Origin of the sequence: Rathayibacter sp. VKM Ac-2928 (genome assembly GCF_022815545.1) — a bacterium.
GTDB classification, from domain to species: Bacteria; Actinomycetota; Actinomycetes; order Actinomycetales; family Microbacteriaceae; genus Rathayibacter; species Rathayibacter festucae.
The window spans coordinates 1,089,897-1,103,913 of record NZ_JALGRU010000001.1 but is presented as its reverse complement, the minus strand read 5'-3'; the positions used below and the strand labels follow the sequence as shown (position 1 = coordinate 1,103,913).

The following is a 14,017-nucleotide window of genomic DNA, read 5'->3' as shown; positions in this document are numbered from 1 at the left end:
TGCCATGACACCACACACCTCCCCACGCCCGCTCGCCTCAGGACTCGTCGCGCTGGTCGCGACCGGGGCCCTGCTCTTCAGCGCGACACCGGCCCTCGCTCAGGGCGGTCTCAGCACCGCGTCCTCGAGCGTCTCCACCGCCCGCGCGTCGGCCCCCGACGCACTGAATCCCGGCCAGCAGCTCCTCGCCGGCCAGTCCATCGCCTCGAGCCCGTCGGGAGGCGGCTACACCTTCCGGATGCAGGACGACGGCAACGCCGTGGTCTACGACGGAGTCGGCCACGCCCTCTTCAGCACCGTCACCTCGGGGCGCGGCAACCGCCTCGTGATGCAGGAGGACGGCAACGTCGTCATCTACTCCGCCGACGGCCGAGCGCTCTGGAGCACCGGGACGGACAACGAGACGGACGCGTCTCTGATCATCCAGGCGGACGGCAATCTCGTCGTCTACCGGGAAGACGGCTCGCCGGCCTGGGCGAGCAGCGTGAACCGCAGGATCCCCCAGCCGCCGTTCAGCACCCTCTACGTGGACGACGCGCTCTCCCGAGGGCACCAGCTCACCTCGCCGAACGGACTCTTCCGTGCGGTCATGCAGCGCGACGGCAACCTCGTCGGCTACGGCCCGGACGGCGTCGTCTGGAACACCGGCACCGTCGGCACGGACAACCAGCTCCTCGTCTCCGACGACGGTTACGCCGTGATCATCGGCGCGGACGGGGGGATCAGGTGGGCGGCCGACACCGGGGGTGAGGCCACCTCCCTCACGCTCGACGACAGGGGTGTCCTGACCGCTCTCGATGAGGACGGCGCCGTCCTGTGGTCGAGCCAGTCCGGGCTGCCCGGCGCTCAGCTGTACGCCCCCAACACCCTCGAGGTCGACGACCTCCTCCGCTCCGACGACGGCCGCTACCGCGCCGTGATGCAGGGTGACGGCAACTTCGTCGTGTACGGCCCGACGGGGGCGGTCTGGCAGACCGGCACCTCCGGCGTCGAGAGCTCGTTCGAGTTCTCGAAGGACGGGACGGCGCAGGTCGTGGCCGGCAACGGCGCTGTCACCTGGACGGCGACGCCCGCGGGCGGCACCGCCCCGTTCCGCCTCGTCATGCAGAGCGACGGCAACCTCGTCGAGTACGACGCCCACCACCACGCGATCTGGTCCAGCCGCTGACCGCCTCCCGTCCGAGGCACTGGCGGATGCCCTGACCCCTGCTCCCGACGGCCCGGCACGTGCACGCCCTGCACGAGCCGGGCCGTGGTCGTCACCGCGCAGACGTACCGAGGGAGGTCGGACACGCGTGGCGGGCTCTGTCCGGCACGCGACAACGAGGCCGCACTGCACGCCGAAGACTGAGCGGCTCGAGCGTGAGTGGTTTGGTGGAAGGGAAGACCGCTCGGCGACGCCGCCTTCGCACCGACGGTTCACCCTCTCGAGAAGGACCAGTCATGACACCTCACACCTCCCCACGCTCGCTCGCCTCTGGACTCGTCGCGCTCGTCGCGACCGGTGCCCCGCTGTTCAGCGCGACATCCGCCCTCGCTCAGGGCGGTCTCAGTGCCGCGCCCTCGAGCGTCTCCGCCGCCGCCGCCCGCGCGTCGTCCTCCGACGCACTGAAACCCGGCCAGCAGCTCCTTGCCGGCCAGTCCATCGCCTCGAGCCCGTCGGGAGGCGGCTACACCTTCCGAATGCAGGACGACGGCAACGCCGTGACCTATGACGCCGCCGGCCATGCCGTCTTCAGCACCGGCACCACGGGGCGCGGTAATCACCTCGTCCTGCAGGAGGACGGCAACGTCGTGATCTATTCCGTCGACGGCCGCCCGCTCTGGAGCACGGGAACGGACGAAGACCCGCCCTCGCACCTCGTCATCCAGGGAGACGGCAACCTCGTCCTCTACCGCGCTTACCTCTACTTCAGCGTGAGCCCGGAGACCTCGCCCGCCTGGGCGAGCAGTGTCAACGGCCGGATCGCCGAGCCTCCGTTCAGCACCCTTCTCCAGCTCGACGTGCTCGGCGGTGGCCATCAGCTCACCTCACCGAACGGTCTCTTCCGGGCCGTGATGCAGCGCGACGGCAACCTCGTCGGCTACTGCCCCGGGGGTGTCGTCTGGAACACGGGGACTCGTGGAATCGACAACTGGCTAGCCGTGAGGCCGGACAGCGTCACAGTCGAGCGCAAAGACGGGACACGGAAGTGGGTGGCTGAAACGGGGGCGGGGTCCACCGCGTCACCCTCGACGACAGCGGCGTGCTGACCGTCCTCGATCAGGACGACGCGATCCTCTGGACGAGTCAGTCCGGGCTTCCCGGCTCGAGCATGTACGCCCCGAACACGCTCGAGATCGACGACCACCTGCGCTCCGACGACGGGAGATACCGTGCTGTGATGCAGCGTGACGGCAACGTCGTCGTCTACGGCCCCACCGGAGCGATCTGGCAGACGGCCACCTCCGGCGTCGACAGCTCGTTCGAGTTCTCGAAGGACGGCACCGCCCAGGTCGTCGCCGGCAACGGCGCCGTGACCTGGTCGGCGAGGCCGGCCGCCGGCGGAGCCGCCCCGTTCCGCCTGGTCATGCAGAGCGACGGCAACCTCGTCGAGTACGACGGACAGGGCCGAGCCGTCTGGTTCAGCCGCTGACCGCCCCGACGGGTCGTGCTGACCGCGGAGGGACTGCGCCTGCGCCTCCGCCCCGCCCCGCCGCGCGGCCGCACCGTCGTCCTGTGGACCAGTCCCGTGGATCCGCGGCGCACCCCGGAGCGCAAGGGACCCGACATCGCTCGACCCGCGCTCCTGCGCTCGCGCGCTCGCGTGCTCGCGCCGCGGGCGCGGACGAGGCCGTGATCCTCGGAGCCGACGGCGCGGTCATCGACGGCGCATCGAGCGCCGTGCTGTGGTGGCTCGGCGACGCGCTGGTCGTCCCGCCCGCGAGCAGCCGCCGGGTCCTGAGCGTCACGGCCCGCACGGTCTCGGTACTCGCAGGAGCACTGGGCGTCGACGTCATCGAGGCCCCGGCAGAGCCCGCCGACCTCGACGGCCACGAGGTCTGGACGGCGAACGCCCTGCACGGCCTGCGCCTGGCCACGGGCTGGGTCGACGGACCGGCGCTCGCCGCAGTACCGGGCCGGCTCGACGCCTGGCGCAAGCGACTCGACGCTCTCCGCCGTCCCCTCCCCTGACTCTCGGGACGCCGCGGAGGAGCGGATCCGCGCTCAGCGCGAGCGACGCGCCACGGGCCGTTCACTGCGCGTCCGGCGGAGGCTACGACGATCCCTGCGTGTCAGCCTCGAAGCAGTCCGTCCGGCGCCGCTCTCGTCTCGACGGTTCATCTCTCGAGAAGGAACTGCGATGACACCTCACACCTCTCCACGCCCCCGCGCCTCAGGGCTCGTCGCGCTCGTCGCGACCGGAGCCCTGCTCCTCACCGGAACACCTGCCCTCGCCGAGACCGCGCACAGCGCCGTGTCCGCGAAAGCCTCCCCGGTGGTCACCGACCCCCCGATCGATCCTCACGAGTCCGCCGATGACACTCTCGATGCCGGTGACGAGCTACTCCCGGGCGACTTCCTCGCCTCCGACAGTGCCACCGGCGGTCACACCTTCCGGATGCAGGACGACGGGAACGCCGTCGTCTACGACGCCGTCGGTCATGCCCTCTTCAACACGGGCACCACGGGGCGCGGCAGTCGCCTCGTCCTGCAGGACGACGGCAACGTGGTGATCTACTCCGACCAGGACCGCCCGCTCTGGAACACCGGGACCGACAACGAACCGGACTCGCACCTCGTCATCCAGGGGGACGGCAACCTCGTCCTGTACCGCGAGGACGACACCCCGGCCTGGGCGAGCAGCGTGAACCGGACGATCCCCGAGCCGCCGTTCAGCAGCCTCTCCGACGGTGACGAACTCCACCGGGGCCACCAGCTCACCTCGAAGAACGGCCTCTTCCGCGCGGTGATGCAGCGCGACGGCAACTTCGTCGGCTACGGCCCGGACGGAGCCCTGTGGAGCACCGGCACCCGCGGCTCGGACAACACGTTCGTCGTGGACGAGGGCTTCGCAACGATCATCGACGCCGATGAGCAGGTCAAGTGGATCAGTCTTCCCGAAGGTTCCGGCGACGTCGACACGGTGACTCTCGGTGACAACGGTGTGCTGAGCATGGACAACGAGGCCGATGCCGTCGTGTGGTCGAGCCAGTCCGAGCTGCCCGGCCCGAGCATGTACGCGCCCAACACCCTGAAGACCGACGAGATCCTCCGGTCCGAGAGCCTCCAGTACCGCGTCGTCATGCAGGCGGACGGCAACGTGGTCGTCTACGGCCCTCAGGGAGCCGTCTGGCAGACCGCCACCTCCGGCGCGGGCAGCTCCCTCGAGTTCACGAAGGACGGCGCTCTGCAGGTCGTGACCGCCGACGGCTCCGTCACCTGGACGGCGAAGCCCTCCGGCGGCACCGGCCCGTTCCGCCTCGTGATGCAGAGCGACGGCAACCTCGTCGAGTACGACGGGCAGGGCCGGGCCGTCTGGTCCAGCCGCTGACCACCTCCCGTCCGAGGCACTGGCGGCTGCCGTGACCCCTGCTCCCGACGGCCCGGCACGTGCACGCCCTGCACGAGCCGGGCCGTCGTCGTTCCCTCGGAGAAGCGCGTGAGGAGCTTGCGCTACGACTTCCGATGCCGTTCGGAAGGGCCGGGAACGGGACCACGCGACAGAGAGCCCATATCGAACGCCAAGTGGTGTCGGGGTCGAGCGCGAGTGCTTCGGTGGAGAGGAAGACCGCTCGGCGACGCCGCCTCGTCAGCGGCGGTGCCGATCTCTCGAGAAGGAACTGCCATAACATCCGTCACCCACCCACGACGCCGAGCCTCCGGGCTCGTCGCACTCGTCGCAGCCGGGGCCCTGCTTCTGGGCGGAACGCCCGCCCTCGCCGTGGACGCCTCGTCCGACTCCGCCTCGTCGTCGCAGTGGAGCCCTACGACACCGGCACTCAGGCCTTGGCCCGATCCACGTTCCCTGAACCCCTACTACAACGCCCTGCTCAGCGGTGGCACTTTGAACTCCGATCGGCCGGGGGATGACAGTCGCCTCCAGTCCGATCTCCCCGGAAGCTACGTCTTCAGCATGCAGCTCGATGGCAACGCGGTCCTCCGCACAGGCGACGGGAAGGTTCTGTTCAGTACCCAGACCTTCAACACCACCTACATCGGGCCGACACTCCAGGAGAACTACCTCTTTCTCCAGAGGGACGGGAACCTGGTGGTCAGGGCCGCTGACGAGCGCCCGATCTGGAGCTCCGGAACCGATGGCGAGCCGGGCGCGCACCTCGTGCTCGGCGAGAACGGCGACCTCGTCCTCTACCGCCAGGACGGCACCCCGGCCTGGTCCGCCAGCGCAGGGAAGATCGCCGAGCCGCCGCACGACACCCTCGACACAGGTCAGACCCTCTCGTACGGGCACCAGCTCACCTCCGAGAACGGGCTGTTCCGTGCCGTCATGCAGCGCGACGGCAACCTCGTCGGCTACGGGCCCTCCGGAGCGATCTGGAGCACCGGCACCCGCGGCATCGGCAGCCGCTTCGTCATCCAGGACGACGGAAACGCGGTCGTCTACGGCGCCGACGGCTCGGTCAGGTGGGCGTCCGGTACCAGCGGTGAAGGTTTCGCCGTCACGCTCGACGACAGCGGAGTACTGAGGATCGTCGATCCCGGCGGAGCGGTCGAATGGGACAGCCAGGTCGCCCTGCCAGGGTCGGTGGCGTACGCTCCGAACGTCCTCGAGGTCGGGAACCTGCTGCGCTCGGGCGACGGCGCCCACCGATCGGTGATGCAAGTCGACGGGAACTTCGTCGTCTACGGCCCGAAGGGCGCGATCTGGCAGAGCCACACCGCCGGCATCGACAGCACGCTCGTCCTCTCCGAGAACGGCGTCGCGACGATCGAGACCGCGAGCGGCGCAGTGACGTGGACGTCCCGCCCGGCCTCCGGTGCGGTCGGCCCGTTCCGCCTCGTGATGCAGAGCGACGGCAACCTCGTCGAGTACGACGGACAGGGTCGGGCCGTCTGGTCCAGCCGCTGACGGCGCCGACGTCGAAGCGCCCGCGGGCGCGATGACGCCTCCCGACGGCCCGGCACATGCACCCGCTGCATATGTCGGGCCGTCGGCGTGCTCCCGCGGCGGTCCGGAGCTGCGCAGTGTCTCCGCGAGCGCACAAGCGGGACGACGCGACAGCGACCCCGCGCCCCGCGCCAGACCTCGTGGAAGTCCGACGGCAGTGCTTCGGTGGGAGGAAGACCGTTCGGCGATGCCGCCTCGTCGACGGCGGTGCCCATCTCTCGAGAAGGAACTGCCATGACGTCCACATCACATCCACGCTCCCTCGCCTCCGTCCTCGTCGCGCTCGTCGCGGCGGGAGCCCTGCTCCTCGGCACGACACCCGCCCTCGCTCAGAGCGCCGTCGGCGCAGCAGCTTCGCAGAACGGCACTCCCGCCCGGTCGGACGGTGCCGGGACGACGGCCGCACCGCCGCACGACACCCTCCCCACCGGCGGCACCCTCGCACCGGGTGACCAGCTCACGTCGAAGAACGGGCTCTTCCACGCGGTCATGCAGACCGACGGCGATCTCGTCGGCGACGGACCCGACGGAATGATCTGGCACACCGGCACCCGCGGCGCCGGCAACCGCTTCGTCATGCAGGACGACGGCGACGCCGTCGTCCTCGGCACCGACGGCTCGGTCGAGTGGTCGTCCGGCACCGCCGCGTGGTCGACCGACTCCAACGTCGAGAACCTCGCCGTCGAGCTCGACGACAGCGGAGTGCTCACGATCGTCGATGACGAGGGCGACCTGGGCTGGGACAGCCAGTCCCAGCTGCCGGGGTCGGTCCTGTACGCCCCGAACCACCTCTCGACCGGTGACGTGCTGCGCTCGGACGACGGTCTGTACCTGGCGGTGATGCAGTCCGACGGGAACCTCGTCGTCCACGGCCCGACGGGTCTCAACTGGCAGACCGGGACTCACGGCATCGCCAATGGGCTGTACGTCGCCGAGAACGGCGTCGCGTCGATCTACGACTGGAGTGACACCGTGGTCTGGGCGAACCGCTCCGCCTCCGGCGCGACCGGGCCGTTCCACTTCGTGCTGGGGAACGACGGGAAGCTCGTCGAGTACGACGGACAGGGCCACGTCGTCTGGTCCAGCCGCTGACGGCATCGACCAGCGGGCTCCGCCGAGGCGGTCCGCCCTGCACCGACGGCCCGGTCGTGCGCCTCCCGCACGGACCGGGCCGCCGTCGTGAAGGCCCGAGGTCCGGGCCACCGGCGAGCGAGCGCTTCGGCGGCGCCGACGCACGCGCCACCGGGACACGGCGTCCTGAGCGCACGCCCGATGTCGCCGGCGCGTGCGAGCATTCGAGGATCCGCTCGGCGATGCCGACCTCTCGAGAAAGATCTGCGATGACGCCTCCCTCTTCCTCCCGCTCCACCGGAGACTCCCGCTCCACCGGGCTCTCCCGATTCGTCGGCTCCGGGCTCGTCGCGCTCGTCGCGACCGGAGCCCTCCTCTTCACCGCGACGCCCGCGCTCGCCGAGGAGGCGGTGCAGCAGACGCTCTCCTCCTCCTCCGACTCGGCGCCTGCGCTGCAGACGAACGCCGATCAGCAGTCCCGCGCCGCCGGCGCCTACTACAACGCGCTGGAGGGCGGCGAGGAGCTCGCCCGCGGCGAGAGCATCGTCTCCGACAACCCCGGCCCCGCCTACGAGTTCGTGATGCAGACCGACGGAAACGCCGTCACCTACGCGCCCGACGGCCGCGTCGTCTTCGCGACCGGCACCACCGGCCGGGGCGATCACCTCGCGATGCAGACCGACGGCAACGTCGTGATCTACTCCGCGGAGAACCGCCCCGTCTGGAGCACCGGCACCAACGACGAGCCCGGCGCCTACCTGATCATCCAGGAGGACGGCAATCTCGTCGTCTCGCGCGAGAACGGCTCCCCCGCCTGGGCGAGCAGCGTGAACGGGAGGATCGCCGAGCCGGCGACCGACACCCTCTTCACCGGCCAGACCCTCCGCGGCGGACGCCAGCTCACCTCGGCCGACGGCCGCTTCCGCGCCGTGATGCAGACCGACGGCAACTTCGTCGGCTACGGCCCGCAGGGCGTCGTCTGGAACACCGGCACCCGCGGCGCCGGCAACCGCCTGGTCCTGCAGACCGACGGCAACGCCGTGATCTACGGTCCCGACAACTCCGTCCAGTGGTCCTCCGGCACCCGCGGCAGCGACCTGCGCCTCGGCATCAACAACGCCGGCTCGCTGATCATCGTCGACCAGGCGGACAACGTGCTCTGGACCAGCCAGGCGCAGCTGCCCGGCTCGAGCCTCTACGCCGAGAACGGGCTCGCCGCCGGCAGCCTGCTCCGCTCGGCCAGCGGCGTCTACCGCGCCGTGATGCAGGGCGACGGCAACTTCGTGGTCTACGGCCGCTCCGGCCCGATCTGGTCGACGGGCACGTCCGGCGCGGGCAGCTCGTTCAACCTGTACGAGGACGGCTTCATGGCCGTCGTCCGCGGCGACGGCATCGGCACCTGGACAGTCACGCCCCGCGCCGGCGCGGTCGCCCCGTTCCGCATCGTCATGCAGGACGACGGCAACCTCGTCGAGTACGACGGACGCGACCAGGCGGTGTGGGCGAGCCGCTGAGCGCGGTCGACTCGACGCTCCTCTGATCGGGTCCCGCCCTCCCGCGGACCCGCACCGACGGCCCGGTTCGTGCATCCCCTGCACGGGCCGGGCCGTCGGCGTTCCCGCACTGCAGGACCCGACTCGAAGGGCGGACCGCCACCTCCGGCGCGCGGCCCGCAGCGGCGCACGGTTCGTCGCTGCTCCCCCGCGGGTCGCATGATGGAGGGGTGAGCGACGCCGGCGACTTCATCCGCACGGCGCTCGAGTACGAGGGCGACGTCTGGCGGGCGCAGGACGTGCGCGAGCGGCTCGGCGCGGGACTCGACTCCACCGGTGCCTCCGTCGGAGCGGTCCGCGGCACGGTGCGGGACGCGCTGAAGAAGTTCCGCGGGCTCGAGCACGACGACGTCACGGCGCTGTCCTCGGAGCTGTGGGCGCCGCCCGTCTTCGAGGCCCGGCTCGCGGCGATCGTCCTGCTGCAGTCGCGGGCGGCGATCCTGCGCGCCTCCGACCTGACCCGGCTCGAGGGCTTCGTCCGCGATGCACGGGTCGAGGAGCTGACGGCACCGCTCGCCCGCGACGTGATCCTTCCACTGCGCGCGAGCAGCAGCGGATCCGCGCGGGCCCGCGTCGACGGTGTGCTCGACCGGTGGGCCGCCGAGGGCGGGACGCTCGCCGAGGCCGAGAGACGGGTCCGGCCGGCGGATTGACAGGGCCGGATCACCACTCGGTCACGACCGCGTTCCGGCGGCGTGGCGCGGGCGAGCGGCATGGGAGCATGCGGGAGAACTGCCCACCGATCCGCTCGAAGGACCCGCGATGACGCCTCGCCACCCCGCCCGCACACTCCTCTCCGGGGCGGTGGTGCTCGCGACCGCGGGCGCCCTGCTCCTCGGAGCGCCCCCCGCCCTGGCTGCCGGCTCCGGGCCCGTCACGACCGCGGTCGCGACCGCCGCGAACGTCTTCACCGACGCCCTCGTCAGCGGGGAGCAGCTCGCGCGCGGCGAGAGCATCGTCTCGGTCGGCGGCGGCTACCGGTTCGTGCTGCAGACCGACGGCAACGCCGTCACCTACGACGCGAGCGGGCGTGCCACCTTCAGCACCGGCACCCAGGGTCGAGGAGATCGCCTGGTGATGCAGGCCGACGGCAACCTCGTGATCTACGCCGCGGACGGGCGGCCCGTCTGGTTCACCGGAACGGGTGACGAGACCGGCGCGAGCGTCCGGATCCAGAACGACGGCAACCTCGTCGTCAGCCGTGCCAACGGCGCCCCCGCGTGGGCGAGCAGCATCGGCACGACGATCGCGGCGCCGCCGACCGACTCGCTCTACCCCACCGAGACACTGCGCGCCGGTCAGCGGCTGACCTCCGGCGACGGCCGCTTCACCGCCGTGATGCAGGGCGACGGCAACTTCGTCGGCTACGGACCGAACGGCGTGACCTGGAGCACCGGCACCTCCGGCGACGGGAACCGCTTCGTGCTGCAGGAGGACGGCAATGCCGTGATCTACGGCGCGGACGGCTCGGTGAAGTGGTTCACCGGCACCAGCGGCTCCGGGGTGCGGATGAACCTCGACAACGCGGGCCGGCTCGTCCTCTACAGTCTCGAGGACGCCCCGCTCTGGAGCAGCCGGACCGCCTTCCCGAACAGCACGCTGTTCGCTCCGGCCGCGCTCTATCCGGGCGAGGGACTCCGCTCCGGCAACGGTGCCTACCGCGCGGTGATGCAGGCCGACGGCAACTTCGTCGTCTACGGACCGGCCGGCGCGATCTGGTCCACGGGGAACCCCACTCCCGGCGCGGTCCTCTCCCTCGAGGACGACGGCTTCATGTCGGTCTCCAGCCGGGGCGGCGTGAGCTGGACCGTCCTCCCGCGGTACTTCGTCAACGTCGGCCCCGCCGTGCCGCCGTTCCGCCTGGTGATGCAGGACGACGGCAACCTGGTGCAGTACGACGGGCGCGGACGGGCGAGCTGGTCGAGCCGCTGATACCCCTGCACCCGCACGGAGCCGGATCCCCGGGCCGTCCTCTCGGCTCGGGGATCCGCTCTGTCAGGAGTCAGCGCGCGGTGCCGTCCACGACCGTGATCCGCCGGTCGAAGGCGAGGGACGCGGGGACGCGGTGCGCGATCAGCACGACCGTGCGGCCTGAGGCGGCATGCAGCAGGTCGGCGAGCAGGGCGTCGGCCACCGGCGCGTCCACCGAGGCGGTGGGCTCGTCGAGCGCCAGCACGTCGAAGTCGGCGAGCAGGGCGCGGGCGAGCGCCAGACGCTGCGCCTGACCGCCCGAGACGAGCGAGCCGCGCTCGCCGACCCGGGCGTCGAGACCGCCGCGGGCCGCGGTCCAGGAGGCGAGGCCCACCCGCTCGAGGACGGCGGTCAGCACCGCGTCGTCGGCCTCGGGCCGGGCGAAGAGCAGGTTCTGCCGAATGGTGTCGTCGAAGAGGTAGGGCTGCTGCTCGACGAGACCGATGAGGCGCCGCAGCTCGTCCTGCGGGAGCGTCCGGGCCTCCACTCCGCCGATCCGGTAGGAGCCCGTGTGGTCGAGGAAGCGGACGAGCGCGTGCGCGAGCGTCGTCTTGCCCGAGCCGCTGCCGCCGGTGACGAGGATCCGCTCGCCGGCGCGGAGCTCGAGCGAGACGTCGCGGAGCGCGGGCGTCGCGGCTCCGGGCCAGGAGACCGAGAGGTCGCGGAGGACGATGTCGCGGCCGAGCGGGACGGCGGCCGACGGATCGACGTCGGCGTCGGTCGCCAGCGCCGGCGACGCGGCCTGCGCGTCGAGGTCCGCGAGCCGCTGCGCACTCGAGAGCGCCGAGCGCGCGCTCTGCACCGCCAGCGGAGCGGCGGCCGCGACCTCGAACACGGCGAGCGGCACCAGGGCGAGCACCCCGAGCGCGGGGCCGCCGAGCTCGCCGACCGCGGGGATCCCGAGCGCGAGACCCGCCCAGACCGCACCGCCGGAGCACAGGGCGAGGACGGCGGCGGCGAGCCCGGTCGACGCCGCGCGCCGGCGGGCGGCCCGGGTGAGCGCCGCCTCCGCCTGCGCGACGTCGTCGATCGCGTCGTCGGCCGCGTCGAAGGCGATCAGCACGTCGAGCCGGGTGACCAGCAGGTTCAGGCGCTCGGCCAGCTCGCCGCGCAGCGGCGCCAGCTCGCGGTCGGCGCGCGCCGAGACCAGCCCCGAGCCGAGGGCTCCGCCGACGAACGCGAGCACGAGCAGACCGAGCAGCACGGCGCCCATCGCGGGCAGCAGGAGCCAGACGCCCACCACCGCGGCGGCGGAGACCACGGCGGCGACGACCAGCGGCTGCACGATGCGCAGCGGCACGTCCTGCTGGGCGTCGACGTCGGCGACCACCCGCGAGACGAGATCTCCGCGCCGGACCCGACCGAGCCCGTCCGGCGCCACGGGGACCAGCCGGTCGTAGACGCCGGCGCGCAACTCGGCCAGCGCGCGGAACGCTGCGTCGTGCCCGGAGAGGCGCTCGAGGTAGCGGAAGAACGCCCGCGAGAGCGCGAAGGCGCGCACGCCGACGACGGCCATCGAGAGGAAGAGGATCGGCGGCTGCTCGGCCGCCCGCACGATCAGCCAGGCCGAGCAGGCGAGAAGGGCGACGACCGACGCGGACGACAGCAGCCCGAAGGAGAGTCCGGGGAGGAAGCGCCGCGGCGTCGGCATCGCCGCCCGCAGCACATCGGTGCGGTTCACCGGAGCACCGCCTCGGCGGGGGCGAGCGCCAGCACGGCGTCGGCGGCGGCGATCGTCGCCGGGCGGTGCGTGGCGACGAGCACGATCACGCCCTGGTCGGCGAGGAAGCGGAGCCCGGCGAGCAGCGCGCGCTCCGACTCCTCGTCGAGCGCGGCGGTCGGCTCGTCGAGGGCCAATACGGTGCAGCCGCGCTCGAGGACGCGGTGCACGGCACGCGCCACGGCGACGCGCGCCGCCTGCCCACCGGACAGTCCGCTGCCGTCCGCGTCGATCCGCCGGCCGGGGTCGAGGTCGGCACCCGCGACAGCCAGCGCCCGCAGGACGCGCTCCGGGTCGGGCGAGCGCGCGCCGAGCGCGACGTTCGAGCCGACGGTCCCGGGCAGCAGATCGGGCCGCTGCCCCGACCAGGCGAGCCAGTCGCGGCCGGTCGACTCGTCGACGGCGACCCCGCCGAGGGCGATCGAGCCGGTCGCGGGAGCGAAGCCGGCGAGGGCGGCGAGGAGGGTCGACTTCCCGGATCCGCTGGGCCCGGTCAGCGCCGTGATCGAGCCGGCGGGCAGGACGGCGTCGACGGGCGCGAGCACGCGGCCCGCACCGTCGTCCACCGCGAGACCGCGCAGCTCGAGCGCTCCCGAGCGGCCGGGCACCGCGGTTCGCCCGGGGACGGTCGCCGCCGCCTCGATGATCGCGAAGGCCTCGTCCGCCGCCTGCACGCCGTCGGCCGCCGCGTGGAACTCGGCGCCGACCTGGCGGACCGGCAGGAACACGTCCGGCGCCAGCACCAGCACGAAGAGTCCGATCGCGAGCCCGAGCGAGCCGTCGACCAGCCGCAGCCCGATCGACACCGCGACGAGCGCGACCGAGAGCGAACCGGCCAGCTCGAGGACGAAGCTGCTGACGAAGGTCACCCGCAGCACCTTCATGGTGTGCACGCGGTAGTCCTCGGTCAGCGCGCGGATGCGGGCGCTCTGCCGCTCCGCCCGTCCGAAGATCTTCAGCGTGGCCAGTCCGCCGACCGTGTCGACGAAGCCGGAGGCCAGCGCCTGCAGGCGGCTCCACTGCCGCTTCTGCACCGCCTGGGTCGCCCAACCGATGAGGATCATGAAGACCGGGATCAGCGGCAGCGTCACCACGAGGAAGAGCGCGCTGAGCGGATCCGCGAGGAAGACCACGACTGTCAGGATCGGCGTGGTGATCGCGGTGGCGATCAGCTGCGGCAGGTATCGGGCGAAGTAGCCGTCGAGCGCGTCGAGCCCGCCGCCGAGCAGCGCGACGACCCCGCCCGAACCACCCGTCCGGCCGGCCGGCCCGAGCGCGACCAGCGCGGCGAGGACCGCCGACCGCAGCTGCGCCTTCGCGCCGGCGCCGCCCCGGGCGGCGTTCACCTCGACGGCCCAGGCCAGCACCGCGCGCACCGCGACGACGCCCAGCAGCGCCGCGAGTGACGGCGCCAGGTCGGTCGCCGATCGCCCGTCGACCGCCCCGGCGACGAGCTGCGCCACCAGCCACGCGAACGCGACCGCGGTCGCCGTGCGGGCCAGCGCGAGCGCCCCGCCGAGCACGAGGAACAGCCGTGCGGAGCGGGCGTAGCGGAGCAGTCGGGGGTCGAGGGGCTTCACGGTCGCGATCGG

The 14,017-nt window shown here is 72.3% G+C and carries 12 protein-coding genes; 10 read left to right on the top strand and 2 right to left on the bottom strand.

Features of this window, described 5'->3' with window-relative positions; genetic code table 11:
* The first annotated feature begins 4 nt into the window (after positions 1-4).
* From MT350_RS05160 to MT350_RS05115, 10 genes are all read left to right on the top strand, one after another.
* Complete coding sequence (locus tag MT350_RS05160; RefSeq protein ID WP_243599038.1) at positions 5-1,168, top strand: hypothetical protein; 1,164 nt, start codon at positions 5-7, stop codon at positions 1,166-1,168.
* A 275-nt stretch (positions 1,169-1,443) separates the two neighbouring features.
* Positions 1,444-2,253 carry a hypothetical protein gene (locus MT350_RS05155; RefSeq protein ID WP_243599037.1) on the top strand — a complete coding sequence of 270 codons (810 nt, stop codon included), beginning with the start codon at positions 1,444-1,446 and terminating at the stop codon, positions 2,251-2,253.
* Positions 2,247-2,636 (top strand): hypothetical protein, encoded by a 390-nt coding sequence (locus MT350_RS05150; protein WP_243599036.1) that lies wholly within the window; start codon positions 2,247-2,249, stop codon positions 2,634-2,636. The genes MT350_RS05155 and MT350_RS05150 overlap by 7 nt, the downstream gene beginning before the upstream one ends.
* Positions 2,522-3,175, top strand: coding sequence for an aminotransferase class IV (locus MT350_RS05145; RefSeq protein WP_308197321.1), 654 nt, complete (start codon positions 2,522-2,524; stop codon positions 3,173-3,175). The genes MT350_RS05150 and MT350_RS05145 overlap by 115 nt, the downstream gene beginning before the upstream one ends.
* Before the next feature lie 169 nt (positions 3,176-3,344).
* Positions 3,345-4,535 (top strand): hypothetical protein, encoded by a 1,191-nt coding sequence (locus MT350_RS05140; protein ID WP_243599034.1) that lies wholly within the window; start codon positions 3,345-3,347, stop codon positions 4,533-4,535.
* Positions 4,536-5,117: 582 nt separating this feature from the next.
* A complete protein-coding gene (locus tag MT350_RS05135; protein WP_243599033.1) occupies positions 5,118-6,071 on the top strand; it encodes a hypothetical protein in 954 nt (317 codons plus the stop codon).
* Positions 6,072-6,344: 273 nt separating this feature from the next.
* On the top strand, positions 6,345-7,202 hold the full coding sequence (locus MT350_RS05130; protein ID WP_243599032.1) for a hypothetical protein: 858 nt from the start codon (positions 6,345-6,347) through the stop codon (positions 7,200-7,202).
* A gap of 248 nt (positions 7,203-7,450) precedes the next feature.
* The gene (locus MT350_RS05125) at positions 7,451-8,695 is read left to right on the top strand and encodes a hypothetical protein (protein WP_243615498.1); all 1,245 of its coding nucleotides are present in this window, start codon (positions 7,451-7,453) and stop codon (positions 8,693-8,695) included.
* A 209-nt stretch (positions 8,696-8,904) separates the two neighbouring features.
* Entirely contained in the window at positions 8,905-9,387 is a 483-nt protein-coding gene (locus tag MT350_RS05120) for a DNA alkylation repair protein (protein ID WP_243599030.1), read from the top strand.
* A gap of 109 nt (positions 9,388-9,496) precedes the next feature.
* Entirely contained in the window at positions 9,497-10,666 is a 1,170-nt protein-coding gene (locus MT350_RS05115) for a hypothetical protein (RefSeq protein ID WP_243599029.1), read from the top strand.
* 70 nt (positions 10,667-10,736) lie between these two features.
* Here the strand turns inward: MT350_RS05115 and cydC are convergent, their stop codons facing one another.
* The gene (gene cydC, locus MT350_RS05110; RefSeq protein ID WP_308197313.1) at positions 10,737-12,386 is read right to left on the bottom strand and encodes a thiol reductant ABC exporter subunit CydC; all 1,650 of its coding nucleotides are present in this window, start codon (positions 12,384-12,386) and stop codon (positions 10,737-10,739) included.
* Positions 12,383-14,005, bottom strand: a complete 1,623-nt coding sequence (gene cydD, locus MT350_RS05105) for a thiol reductant ABC exporter subunit CydD (RefSeq protein WP_243599028.1) — start codon at positions 14,003-14,005, stop codon at positions 12,383-12,385. The genes cydC and cydD overlap by 4 nt, the downstream gene beginning before the upstream one ends.
* Positions 14,006-14,017: the final 12 nt, after the last annotated feature.